The organism is Chitinimonas violaceus (genome assembly GCF_052601015.1).
The window spans coordinates 30,608-43,356 of the sequence record NZ_JBQXDJ010000002.1; the positions used below are offsets into that span (position 1 = coordinate 30,608).

General features: G+C 56.3%; 8 protein-coding genes. 6 read left to right on the forward strand and 2 right to left on the reverse strand.

What is annotated here, in order from left to right; genetic code table 11:
* The first annotated feature begins 35 nt into the window (after positions 1-35).
* The 4 genes from glnE to argS all read left to right on the forward strand — a co-directional run bounded on the left by glnE (position 36) and on the right by argS (position 8,402).
* On the forward strand, positions 36-2,735 hold the full coding sequence (gene glnE / locus ACUHMQ_RS01190; RefSeq protein ID WP_445293611.1) for a bifunctional [glutamate--ammonia ligase]-adenylyl-L-tyrosine phosphorylase/[glutamate--ammonia-ligase] adenylyltransferase: 2,700 nt from the start codon (positions 36-38) through the stop codon (positions 2,733-2,735).
* Between the two features lie 76 nt (positions 2,736-2,811).
* Positions 2,812-4,947, forward strand: coding sequence for an AsmA family protein (locus tag ACUHMQ_RS01195; protein WP_445293612.1), 2,136 nt, complete (start codon positions 2,812-2,814; stop codon positions 4,945-4,947).
* A gap of 162 nt (positions 4,948-5,109) precedes the next feature.
* Positions 5,110-6,420: a 3-phosphoshikimate 1-carboxyvinyltransferase gene (aroA, locus tag ACUHMQ_RS01200; protein WP_445293613.1), complete on the forward strand. Its 1,311-nt coding sequence runs from the start codon at positions 5,110-5,112 to the stop codon at positions 6,418-6,420.
* A 266-nt stretch (positions 6,421-6,686) separates the two neighbouring features.
* A complete protein-coding gene (argS, locus tag ACUHMQ_RS01205; protein WP_445293614.1) occupies positions 6,687-8,402 on the forward strand; it encodes an arginine--tRNA ligase in 1,716 nt (571 codons plus the stop codon).
* A 69-nt stretch (positions 8,403-8,471) separates the two neighbouring features.
* On the opposite strand, the gene ACUHMQ_RS01210 is transcribed toward argS, so the two are convergent.
* A complete protein-coding gene (locus ACUHMQ_RS01210; protein ID WP_445293615.1) occupies positions 8,472-9,509 on the reverse strand; it encodes an NADP-dependent oxidoreductase in 1,038 nt (345 codons plus the stop codon).
* Between the two features lie 101 nt (positions 9,510-9,610).
* Here ACUHMQ_RS01210 and ACUHMQ_RS01215 point away from each other — a divergent pair, with 101 nt between their 5' ends.
* Positions 9,611-10,507, forward strand: coding sequence for a LysR family transcriptional regulator (locus tag ACUHMQ_RS01215; protein ID WP_445293616.1), 897 nt, complete (start codon positions 9,611-9,613; stop codon positions 10,505-10,507).
* Positions 10,508-10,576: 69 nt separating this feature from the next.
* Here ACUHMQ_RS01215 and ACUHMQ_RS01220 read toward each other — a convergent pair whose 3' ends face one another.
* Positions 10,577-11,677, reverse strand: coding sequence for an extracellular solute-binding protein (locus ACUHMQ_RS01220; RefSeq protein ID WP_445293617.1), 1,101 nt, complete (start codon positions 11,675-11,677; stop codon positions 10,577-10,579).
* Between the two features lie 239 nt (positions 11,678-11,916).
* On the opposite strand from ACUHMQ_RS01220, the gene ACUHMQ_RS01225 reads away from it, so the two are divergent.
* Positions 11,917-12,711, forward strand: a complete 795-nt coding sequence (locus tag ACUHMQ_RS01225; RefSeq protein WP_445293618.1) for a thymidylate synthase — start codon at positions 11,917-11,919, stop codon at positions 12,709-12,711.
* Positions 12,712-12,749: the final 38 nt, after the last annotated feature.

Here is a 12,749-nt window from a genome sequence, read left to right on the forward strand (position 1 = left end):
CGTATTCTTAAATAATCACCCAATTATATTGCTCCATGCCCTCCACACTCCCTGCTTTGAAGCATAGCCGTTACCTACAACGCCTGTTTGCCGCCCAGCCGGACTTGCAGGCAACGACCGAGGCATCGCTGCAAACCGCATTCTCCCGCGCCGATATGGAAACCATGCTGCCACCGGGAATGGACGAAGCGTCGCTAAAAGTCGCAGTCCGCAAACTACGCCAGGCCGTTATGGCGCGCGTGTTCTGCCGCGACTTATTGAGGCTTGCGAATCTGGACGAGGTGATTGCCACCGTCAGCGATCTCGCCGAGGTGACCATTCTGGCGGCATTGGAATGCGTTACCCGTTCCGACGAACGTTGCGGCGTACCGATTGGTGCAGATAGCGGTGAGGTACAACAGCTCATCGTGGTTGGCATGGGCAAGCTCGGTGGACGCGAGTTGAATGTCTCCAGCGATATCGACCTGATCTTCATCTACCCGGAGGATGGCGAGACCAATGGCGCAAAACCGATATCCAACCAGGAGTGGTTCAGTCGCGCCGGCAAGCGGCTGATCAGTCTGATCAACGATGTGACGGCCGACGGCTTTGTGTTCCGCGTCGACATGCGATTGCGCCCCTACGGCGACAGCGGCCCACTGGTGTCGAGCTTTGCCTCAATGGAAAACTACCTGCTGACCCAAGGGCGTGAATGGGAGCGCTATGCCTGGATCAAAGGACGAGCCATTACCGACGAAACCGGTAGCTACGCCAATACCGGCATCCACCCCTTGGGTGGCGATGCAGCAGGATTAATGCAACTGGTCACCCCTTTTGTCTACCGCAAATACCTGGACTACGGGGCTTATGCCTCCATGCGCGACCTGCACGGGCAGATCCGCCGTGAAGTAACCCGCCGGGATCTTGCTGACAATATCAAGCTCGGCCCAGGCGGTATACGCGAAGTGGAATTCATCGCCCAGGTCTTTCAGCTGATTCGCGGTGGCCGCCGCCCCGCCCTGCGCATGCGTCCAACCCGCCAGGTGTTGGCGGAACTGGCAAGCATGGGGCAACTGGAAGCACTGACTGTGGTTGAGCTTACCGCCGCCTACATGTTCCTGCGCGATCTGGAACACCGCTTGCAATATCAGGACGACAACCAGACCCAGATGTTGCCCGGCAACGAAGCAGACCGGGTGCTGATCGCCGAGAGCATGGGCTTCGCCAACTGGCCGACTTTTTCATCCGCATTGGATGCGCACCGCACAACGGTGGCGCGCCACTTCGAACAGGTATTCGCCCTGCCTCAAGCCGAGGGAGAAGCTGTACATCCGCTTGCTGGTGTGTGGCTGGGTATTGCAGACGGACAGTCGGGCAACGAGAAACTGGCCACACTGGGTTACCAATCTCCCGCCGAGATCGAGCGCCAACTGGCCGCCATTGCTCAGGGCACACGCTATCAGAACCTTGCCGATAAAAGCCGTCGCCGGCTCGATGCATTGATTCCACCGCTGGTCGAGGTGGCTGCCCACCAGCGCAACCCCGACGCCACCTTGGCGCGCATCCTGCGCTTTCTGGAGACCATCAGCCGGCGTGAGTCGTATCTGGCCCTGCTGGTGGAACACCCGCAAACCCTTAACCGGCTTACCACACTGCACAGCGCCAGCCCCTGGGTGGCCGACTATCTGAACCGCCACCCTATCCTGCTCGACGAACTGCTCGATGCCCGTTTGCTGTACAGCCCGCCTGACTGGCAGCGACTGGGCCAGCAACTGCGGGACGACCTCGCCGCAGTTGCCGACGACCAGGAAGCCGAAATGGACGTGTTGCGCCACTTCCAGCACCAGCAGGTTTTCCGGCTGTGCGCCCAGGATCTGGCAGGCCAATACAGCCTCACAACGCTGTCGGACCATCTGTCTGACCTGGCCGACCTGATTCTGGCCGTCACCATAGAGCGTGCCTGGGCAGAGCTGCCGGGCAAGCACAAACCGCATGCGGCCTTCGCCGCAATCGGCTACGGCAAACTGGGTGGCAAAGAGCTGGGTTATGGTTCGGACCTCGACATCATCTTCGTTTACGAAGACGACGATGCGGAAGCCGGCGAGAAATACACCAAACTGGCCCGTCGCATCATCAGCTGGCTCAATACCGCCACCGCTGCGGGCACTCTGTATGAGGTCGATTTGCGCTTGCGGCCGAATGGCGCATCTGGCCTCCTGGTATCGAGCATCGAGGGGTTGACCCAATACCAGCAGGCAAACGCCTGGGTCTGGGAACACCAAGCCTTGACCCGCGCACGTTTCGCAGCGGGCGACCATGCCGTCGGGGCCAAGTTTGAAGACGTACGCCGTAATATCCTCAGCCAGCAACGCGACCGGACAAAGCTGGCGCAGGAAGTCGTTGCGATGCGCGAGAAAATGCTCGCGACCCATCCCGCCAAGCCCAACGATGTAAAGCATCTGCGTGGCGGCCTGGTCGATGTGGAATTCATCGTCCAGTATCTTGTCCTAGCCTACGCAAACCCCCATCCCGCCCTACTGGCCAATAGCGGTAATATCGCCCTCCTGCGGCTGGCGGCCGATGCAGGCCTGATTCCGCAGGACTTGGCAGGCGATGCACAGGAGGCTTATCGCCGCCTGCGGGCGCTGCAGCACAAGGAGCGGCTGGATGGCACCTCGCCCAGCGAAGCAGCGCTTGCCACTGTGGCGCCTTACTGTGAAGCAGTACGCAAACTCTGGCAGGCCGTATTCGGCTAGTTTCCATTCAACCGAGCATTCAGCACCGTACCAACCTCGAGCGATAAAATGAAGCAATCATGAGGAACGCAGATAGATGAACAAGATCGTCAAATACACACTTTATGGCACCGGCAGTGTATTGGTCCTGGGCGGGGTCGCTATCGCTTATATCGCCGCCACGTTCGAGCCGGACATGCTCAAACCGCAGCTGGAACAACTGGTCAAGGACGAAAAGCAGCGTACCCTGAAGTTGACCGGCCCGATCAAGTTATCGATCTTCCCCAACATCGGCGCCACGCTCTCCGATGTCAGCCTGTCCGAGCGCAACTCAGATATGCCATTTGCCCAGATTACCGACGCGCGCGTGTCGCTCCAGTTCTGGCCGCTCTTGAGCAAAAAGGTTGTTGTCGACGCGGTGGAGTTACATGGCGCTTCCGTACGGTTGGTACGTGAAGCAGATGGCAAATTCAACTTTGCGGATTTGCTTAGCAAAACAGATACACCAGAAGAAAACAAACCTGTCGATTTCGACATATCGCGCATCCGTGTCGACAAGGTGTCTGTTGATTTCGCCGACAAGCAAAACAGCCGCCAGATCAACCTGTACGACCTGGCCCTTTCTGCAAATGGGCTGACCATCAAGGGCGCGCGTAATGTCGACTTCAGCACCCGTGCGCAGCTTTCCACGCCAAAGCTGGACGTACAGCTTGCGGCAAAGCTCGATAAGCTCGACATGGATACCGATGCCAAGCGCTTTCAGCTGGATGACCTCAAAGCCAATATGGATGGCAAGCTGGCTGCCGACACCATCAAGTTGAACCTGAGTGCGCCCAAGCTGAGTCTGGCCAGCCAGGCCGCCAGTGCAGAGACGGTCAACCTGACTGCGCTGCTGAACGGCGCAAACCGGCAGATTGATGCCAAGCTCAAACTCGAAGGCCTGTCAGGCGATACCAAGCTGATCGCCGCCCACTCCCTTGCGCTGGACCTGGATGCCAAACAGGCCGGTACAGCGGCGAAGCTCGTCATCAGCAGCCCACTGGGGTTGGATGCAGAAACCCTGGCGTTGAGCCTGTCGCGCCTGGCGATCAAAGGCAATATCACTGCCGGGCCGGCCAAGGCGGCACCCGTGGATCTATCCGGCCACCTGAATATCGGCATCAAAGCCCAGGCAGTCGATACCGCGCTTGCCGGCAAGCTCGACAATAATGGCCTGACCTTGAATGCTTCCGTCAAAGACTTCAGCCAACCGACTGTACGCTTTGACCTGAAGGCGGATGCTATCGACCTTGATCGCTATATCGTCCCGCCCAAGCCAACCAGCGTGGCTGCAGCAGTAACGCCACCGGCAAAGATCGACCTCTCGCCCCTCAAGCCATTGAATGTCGACGGCCGTGTCAGCATCGGCCAAATGAAAAAAGGCCAGATCGACGCGCGGGATATTCGCGTTGCCCTCAACGCAAAGAATGGCATGTTGGTCATTCCCACCGCCACCATGAAGGCGTTTGGTGGCGACATCGATGCCAGCGCCACGGCAACGGCCTCCGCCACGCCCCACATCACCGTCAAACCCAAATTGTCAGGGGTCGATATCAATGCGGTACTCCACCAGTTTGCCAATTTCGATCGTCTGGAAGGCCGTGGTTTTGTCGATGGCAGCCTGACTGTGGAAGGTGGTGATGTGGTAGCGATGAAAAACAGCGTCAGCGGCAACCTGAATGCCAAGCTGCTTGATGGTGCACTTAAGGGTATCAATATCGGCAAGACACTGCGTGATGCAAAAGCCACGTTGGCCAGTTTCCAGGGAGGTGAGAAGACCATCGCCAGCAGCCAAAGCGAGAAGACCGATTTCACGGAACTCACCGCCAGCCTGCAGCTGAACAACGGTCTCGCCACCAACAAAGACTTGAGCATCAAGTCACCATTACTTCGGGTGAATGGCGAAGGCGAAGCGGACCTGAAAACCGAAACGGTGAATTACCTCGTCAAAGCGGCCTTGGTTGCCACCAGCAAAGGCCAGGAAGGCGCGAGCCGGGATGATCTGCGTGGCTTGACCATCCCCGTACGCATCAAAGGTAGCTTCGCCGCACCAAGCTATTCGCTCGACCTTAGCGCGGCACTGAAAGAAAACGCCGGTGCGAAACTGGAAGAGAAAAAAGCCGAAGTGAAGCAGGAGTTGAAAGAGAAAGCCAACGATGCGATCAAGAAGGGATTGAAGAGTCTCTTCAAGTAAGCGAAGCAACGATCAGGCAGCGCACACCAGGAACCTATCCAAAGACTAGTGAACCGGACTTTGGATAGGTTCGGTTTCTGCCTGCAACCGCTTCCAGCACGCCCTCGCAACAGCTACACTCACAGCCCACACATTGCAGTGCAACATACTCCTGACCACCTCATGGAATACCTCGATCTCTCCCCTTGCAGCGCCGCCACCGGCACCATCCGACTTCCAGGCTCCAAAAGCATTTCCAACCGTACGCTGCTGCTCGCCGCCCTCGCGCAAGGCACAACTGAAGTGCGTGGGCTGCTGGATTCCGACGACACGCGTCGCATGTTAGAGGCGCTGGAAACCCTGGGTGTGAAATGGGAAAAGATCACGGAACGCGACTATGTAGTGCATGGCGTTGGTGGCGCCTTCCCCGTCAAGACGTGTGAGCTCTTCCTGGGCAATGCCGGTACCGCTTTCCGTCCACTGACCGCTGCGCTGGCGCTGATGGAGGGTGACTACACCCTCAAGGGCGTCGCCAGAATGCATGAACGGCCGATTGGCGATCTGGTCGATGCGCTGCGCAAACTCGGCGCACAAATCGATTACCTGGGACAGGAAGGCTACCCGCCGCTGCGTATCCGCCCTTGGCAGAATCCGCATGATGTCACGCCGGGTCTGCACACGAGCGTCCGCGGCGATGTATCAAGCCAGTTTCTTACAGCGTTGCTGATGGCATTGCCGCTTGGCGGCGAGGATGCCCGCATCGAAGTAGCCGGCGAATTGATTTCCAAGCCCTATATCGAGATCACCCTTAATCTGCTGCGCCGCTTCGGTGTGCACGTGGACAGACGCGGTTGGAACGAGTTTCACCTCCCAGCCCGCCAGCGTTACCACAGCCCCAAAACCATACGTGTGGAGGGTGATGCGAGTTCCGCCTCCTACTTCCTGGCTGCCGGTGCTATTGGCGGCGGACCTGTACGTGTCGAGGGTGTTGGCAACAGCAGTATCCAGGGCGATGTGAAGTTTGCCGAGACCCTGGCCCAGATGGGCGCGCTGATTGCCATGGGCGAGGACTGGATCGAAGCAACGGGCCCTATTGTGGCGCAGGGCAAGAAGCTCACGGCAGTCGATGCCGACCTCAACCATATTCCGGATGCGGCTATGACTATCGCGGTGCTCGCCTTGTTCGCAAATGGCATCACCACGATCCGTAATGTCGCCAGCTGGCGTGTGAAGGAAACCGACCGCCTGAGCGCAATGGCGACAGAGCTGCGCAAAGTGGGCGCTACTGTGGAAGAAGGGACAGATTACCTTCGCATCACACCTCCGGCCGCCTTGGTGCCCAATGCCGTTATTGACACCTATGACGACCATCGCATGGCCATGTGTTTCTCCCTGGTGGCGGTGGCTGGTACACCCATCCGCATCAACGACCCCAAGTGTGTCGGCAAAACCTTCCCTGAGTATTTCGAAGTATTGGGCCGGGTTGCGCATTGAGTTGGCCCCGTACCGTCTGCACCGGTAGAATTAGCGATTAACCAATCGCGGTCCGCCCCTTCTCCCCTTGGGAGAGGGCTTGGTGCTATTGGCGTATTTTCTTCGAATCGCAGCGCCGAGCTCCTGGGCGCGCTCAAATGATTCGAGTCAGTACGTCAACAATGCCCAGGGTGAAGGAGCACCGCTTGAACTTTTTCCGCCAACGCACCCCTCGCGCCGCCCCTCTCCCGTGGCTGCTAGGTTGTGTACGTTGGCCGTAGGCACTTATGTCCTTGCTTCCTCTACTGAACGATCGCTTCGCCAGCGCCCTGGCGCAAGTCGGTGCCCCCAACGCCCACCCCCTGGTTCAACAGGCTGGCCGTCCCGAGTTCGGTGACTATCAAATGAATGGCGTGATGGGCGCGGCAAAAGCGCTCAAGCTCAATCCGCGTGAGCTGGCGCAAAAGGTCATCGATGCGGTCGACCTTGCCGATATCGCCGCCAGCTTGGAGATTGCCGGCCCCGGGTTCATCAATATCAAGCTGGCTGATCAATTCCTCGCCGCCCGGGTCGCGTCTGCGCTGAACGATACCCACCTCGGCGTAGAAAACCTGCCGCGCCAAAAGGTGATGGTGGAGTACTCCTCGGTCAACCTCGCCAAGGAAATGCATATCGGCCACTTGCGTGGCGGCATCATTGGCGATGCACTGGCCCGTATCCAGGGTTTTGTCGGCCAGGAAGTCATCCGCCAGAACCATGTGGGCGATTGGGGTACGCAGTTCGGTATGTTAGTGGCCTATATGGTCGAGTCGAGCAAGGCCGGCGAGGCAGATTTCGAACTGAAGGACCTGGACAGCTTCTATAAAAAGTCGAAGGTGCGTTTCGATGAAGACCCAGTCTTCGCCGACCTCGCCCGCGAATATGTGGTCAAGCTGCAAGGGGGTGATGCGGAAGTGTTGGCGCTTTGGAAGCAGTTCGTTGCCATCTCGCTGACCCACTGCAATGCGATCTACCAAAAACTGGGACTGCTGTTAAATGATGGTGATGTGCGCGGCGAGAGTTTCTACAACGACGATCTGCCCGTATTGGTGGGAGAACTGCGTGAAAAGGGCATCCTGACCGAGGACCAAGGTGCACAGGTTGTCTTCCTTGATGAGTTCAAGAACAAAGATGGCGAACCGGCTGCCTTTATCGTGCAAAAACAAGGGGGCGGCTATCTGTATGCCACGACCGACCTGGGCGCGATTCGCTTCCGTACCCGTGAATTAAAGCTGGACCGCTGCTTGTATGTCGTCGATGCGCGGCAGGGCCTGCATTTCCAACAACTGTTCACCACCGCCCGTAAGGCGGGGTTCCTGGCCGAGCACGCCCAGTTCGAACATATTGCCCACGGCACCATCATGGGGCCGGATGGCAAGCCACTGAAAACCCGCTCCGGCGACTCGGTCAAGCTCGGTGATCTGCTTGATGAGGCTATCGACCGCGCTTATGCGCTGGTCAGCAGCAAGAACCCGGATCAGGACGAAGCCAAACGCCGCGAAATCGCCACTGCTGTCGGCATTGGCGCGCTGAAATACGCAGACCTCTCGAAGAACCGGAATACCGATTACATCTTCGACTGGGATGCCATGCTGTCTTTCGAAGGCAATACCGCGCCATATCTGCAGTATGCCTACACCCGCGTAAAGAGCATTTTCCGCAAGGTGGGTGACTGGGACCAAAAGGCAGCCATCAACCTGACCGAACCTACGGAACATGCCCTGGCATTGGAATTGGCACGCTTTGCCGATGTCATCCATCAAGTCGCGCGCGACAGTCTGCCGCATTTCCTGTGCAGCTATCTCTACAACGTGGCGACAGCCTTCTCTCGCTTCTATGAAGCCTGCCCGGTATTGCAAGACGGTACCGCCAATACCAGCCGCTTGCGTTTATGTGCGTTGACAGCTGAAACGCTCAGGACGGGTCTTGGGCTGTTGGGTATTCAAGTATTGGAGGTCATGTGAGCGAAAGCAGCGGGCTTTGAACCGATTCTAAAAATGGTCGAGTTAACTCGACCATTTTTATTGGCTTTCTTATTCCAAGCTATTGAGCCTGACCAAAGACTTACCAAAACTCTTACCGGTGTTCAGATCAATCAGTGCCTGTGGCGCCGCAGCAATGCCATTTGTAATCGTGTGTTGCCACTTAAGCTTGCCCTCACGTACAAGCTCCGTAGCTACCTGCTGAAAGCGCCCAGTCAGGTCGAAGTGATCCATCACGATGAAACCTTCCATGCGCAATTTGCGTGTCACGACATTATAGAGGTTGGATGGACCGGGCCTTGGCGCCGCATCGTTGTACTGGTCGATCATTCCGATACAAGCGATACGGCCAAATTCCCGCATATGGTCAAGCGCAACACGCAGCTGCTCGCCACCGGCGTTGTCCAGATAGACATCGACTCCATCGGGGAAAGCGCGCTTAACGGCTAATTCAAAGTCTGGTGCACGGTAATTAACGGCGACATCAATACCCGCCTCCCTCTCCAGCCACAATCGCTTTTCTTCGCTACCGGCAGTACCCACCACGTAACAACCTTTCGCTTTCGCCAACGCACATGCAACTACCCCCACTGTGCCTGTCGCGCCAGAAATGAATACCCGTTCGCCCGGTTCAAGTTTTGCGACTCGGGACAAGGCAACATATGCCGTCAAACCCGGGTTACCAAGTGCGCCGAGATACGATTCGATCGGTACCTCCATGGCAGACGAAATGTCTAGGCGTTGCACATTGGCTGCCTTTGCCACATACGCTTCACGCCACCCGAACATGCTTGTTACGTAGTCCCCAACCTTCAATTCAGCCGTATTGGAAGTAATTACCTGCCCGATTGCGCTGCCTTCCAGCGCGTGGCCCAGTTGAAAAGCCGGGATATAGCTTGGTCCCTCATTCATACGTCCACGCATGTAAGGGTCCACCGACATCCAAAGATTTCTTACCAGGACTTCCCCCTCTCCGGGTACAGGAAGTGGAACCTCAACCATGACGAAATTGGCCAGTGTTGGTAAGCCAACAGGCCGAGACTTCAGACGGATTTCATTGGAAATCAATGTGGAAGATGTGCGATTCATAGACTCTTACTCCGCTATTTAGTACAGCACCCAGTCTATTTCGGTGCGCTTAATTCCAGCAGTCGTTGGCATCTCAATAGTTTGTTGCCAAACTGGCAACAATGATCGATCCTCAGCTACTCAAAATCTTTTCCCGGGTTGTGCGGCTTGGCAGTTTCAGCCGCGCCGCTGCTCATTTAAATGTCGACAAGTCGGCAGTCAGCCGTGCCGTGGCCAAGCTTGAGAAGCAGCTCGGCATGCGTCTCCTTTATCGCGACACACGCAAGCTGCATCTCACCGATGCAGGCGCGGCGGTCTGGTTTGAGGCGCAAAAGGTCGATGAATCGCTCGACATGCTGGAAAGCTACGCCGAAACCTATACGGGCGAAGCCATGGGCGTATTGCGCGTATCGTGTTCGTCCGGCTTTGGGCGCGTAGCGCTCTTACCCATCATCGATACGTTTTTACGTAATCATCCCAAAATCGAGCTTGAACTAGAGTTTGAAGACCGCTTTACTGATCTGGTCGCGGAAAATATAGACGTAGCGCTGCGTCATTCGCACTTTCTGCCCGACTCTATACTGATAGCACGTCCTTTGTGCGAAAACCCCCGCCTACTGGCGGCTGCCCCTGGCTATCTGGCGAACGCCGGTACATTGACCTGGCCTGCCGACCTTGTTGAACATGTCTGCCTCGTCTATGGCAAATCTGCCGTGCGCCTGGACAAGTGGGTGTTCGATACCGGTTCAAAGCAACTCGAGGTACAGGTCCAACCGCATATCACCCTGAACGATACTGAAGCGCTGGTACGCCTTGCTGTACGTGGTCAAGGTATTGTGTTGCTCGATCGCTTTCTGCTCGAACCAGAAATCGCCAGTGGTGCGCTGGTCGAAGTACTACCGCAATACCGCCCTACGCCGGGCTTTCCTATCCACGTCGTCTACCCGGCGCGCAAATGGTTGCCTCGTAAGACAGCGGCTTTTATTGAGTTTATCGATCAGCATCTGAAAGCCTCATAGACCTATACAGCTTTCAGGCAATAAAAAACGGCCAGAGTAACCTGGCCGTTTTTATGGGGGGCATCGGACCTACTTGGCGGTCTTGAACTGGTTGAACGCCTTGGTCAACGTCATTTGCGTCGGCTGGTCGATCACTGCCAATGGCTGAAGCTTCTGTAGCGCGTCAGCAGCGGGATAGATCTTGATATCGCCACTGATCTTCTTGTTGACCAAGGCAGTCGCCTTGGCATTCGGGTTCGCGTAGCTCACCGTATTCGAGATCGCAGCCACCACCTTGGGGTCGAGAATATTGTTGATCCACTTGTGGGCGCTTTCCGCATTCTTGCTGTCTTTCGGAATCGCCATCACATCCAACCACATGATGGTGCCTTTGTTGGGGACCACGTACTCAACATTCTGTGGCTTCTTGGCAGCTGCGGCGCGATCACGGGCAATGTACACATCTCCGTTGTACGCCATCGCTACGCACACATCGCCATTGGCCAACAAATCGATGGGAGAGTCATTAAATACCCGCACGTCCTTGCGTACGGCCTTCAAGGTCTCAAGCGAAGCCGCCACGTTGGCCTTGGAAAAGTCATTGGCCGGCTTGCCGTTATAGATGTTCAACATGGCGAATAGATTCTTCGTCATGGTGATGAACGAAATACCGCAGCTCTTGAGCTTACTGGTGTACTTGGGATTAAAAAGCAGCTCCCATTGGTCTGCCGGCATCGGCTCATTACCCAACGCCTTCTTCACCTTGTCTGCATTGATGCCAAATGCCATGGTGCCCCACATATAGGGCACCAGGAACTTATTACCCGGGTCTACCGTCTCCAGTTTCTTCAGGAATTCTGGATTCAGGTTGGCCAGATTGGGTAGCTTGGTCTTGTCGATAGGCTGAAAAATGCTGGCCTGTATCCACTTGCCTGCGTAGTCGGCCGACGGATAGACCACGTCATAACCCGATTTGCCAGTCAGCAGTTTCGACTGCAGCGTTTCGACACTGTCAAACAAGTCGTACTTTACTTTGAGGCCTGAGGCCTTCTCGAAATTGGCAATCGTGTCTGGCGCAATGTAGTCGTTGTAGTTGTAGACGTTCACGGTGCCTGCAGCATACGCAGCAGTGACAGACAACAAGCCAAGTACGCTGCCGAGCACAGTCGGCTTGATGCAGAAGTGGGCCATGTGAATGGGGACTCCGGAAAAGCATGAAACAAGGGTGACCCTATTGGAAATAGGCCACCCTATGAAATTGGGTTCTAAGCGTTTGAACACTGGATTTTCGAGCGCGTATTAGACCACGCAGAAAGCTTGAATTGGGAATATTTTCTGCTGTGGTTCAGTACCTTGTCCGCATTTGCCACAAGCCTGTCATCCCCCTCGCCGACTGGTAAGATACGGGGTAATTCCTGGATACATTCACAATGCAAAACTATCTGAACCTCCTTCAGCACGTCATCGACCACGGCACCGAAAAAACCGACCGTACTGGTACCGGCACCAAATCGGTATTTGGGCACCAGATGCGCTTCGATCTGTCACACGGCTTTCCGCTGGTCACCACCAAGAAAGTCCACCTCAAGTCCATCATCCATGAACTCCTTTGGTTTCTGCGGGGTGACAGCAATATCAGCTACCTGAAAGAGAACGGCGTAAGCATCTGGGATGAATGGGCCGATGCTGAAGGTAACCTGGGTCCCGTTTACGGTGTGCAATGGCGTAGCTGGCCTACAGCAGATGGCCGGCATATCGACCAGATCACCCAGGTGATAGAACAGATAAAGCGGACGCCGGATTCCCGGCGTTTGATTGTCTCCGCCTGGAATGTCGGCGAGATCGACAACATGGCGCTGCCGCCTTGCCACGCGTTCTTCCAGTTCTATGTCGCAGATGGAAAACTCAGCTGCCAGCTGTACCAGCGCTCCGCCGATCTTTTCCTGGGCGTGCCATTCAATATCGCCTCCTATTCGCTGTTGGTGCTGATGGTTGCCCAGGTTTGCGGCTTGAAGCCGGGTGAATTCATCTGGACCGGCGGCGACTGCCATATCTATTCCAACCATATGGAACAGGTACGGCTACAGCTGTCACGCCAACCACTGCCCTTGCCCACGATGAAGCTGAATCCGGATGTGAAGGATATCTTCAGCTTCAAGTATGAAGACTTTGTGTTGGAAGCTTACGAAAGTCACCCTGCCATCAAAGGGGCAGTAGCGGTTTAAACACCGGATCGTACGCGTTGCAATCTCTGATCAGCAGC

Bases quoted from the DNA above. Each gene is read 5' to 3' on its own strand.
- ACUHMQ_RS01220 (WP_445293617.1), bottom strand. From the start codon at position 11,677: ATGGCCCACTTCTGCATCAAGCCGACTGTGCTCGGCAGCGTACTTGGC.
- ACUHMQ_RS01215 (WP_445293616.1), top strand. From the start codon at position 9,611: ATGATCGATCCTCAGCTACTCAAAATCTTTTCCCGGGTTGTGCGGCTT.
- ACUHMQ_RS01195 (WP_445293612.1), top strand. From the start codon at position 2,812: ATGAACAAGATCGTCAAATACACACTTTATGGCACCGGCAGTGTATTG.
- glnE (WP_445293611.1), top strand. From the start codon at position 36: ATGCCCTCCACACTCCCTGCTTTGAAGCATAGCCGTTACCTACAACGC.
- ACUHMQ_RS01210 (WP_445293615.1), bottom strand. From the start codon at position 9,509: ATGAATCGCACATCTTCCACATTGATTTCCAATGAAATCCGTCTGAAG.
- ACUHMQ_RS01225 (WP_445293618.1), top strand. From the start codon at position 11,917: ATGCAAAACTATCTGAACCTCCTTCAGCACGTCATCGACCACGGCACC.
- argS (WP_445293614.1), top strand. From the start codon at position 6,687: ATGTCCTTGCTTCCTCTACTGAACGATCGCTTCGCCAGCGCCCTGGCG.
- aroA (WP_445293613.1), top strand. From the start codon at position 5,110: ATGGAATACCTCGATCTCTCCCCTTGCAGCGCCGCCACCGGCACCATC.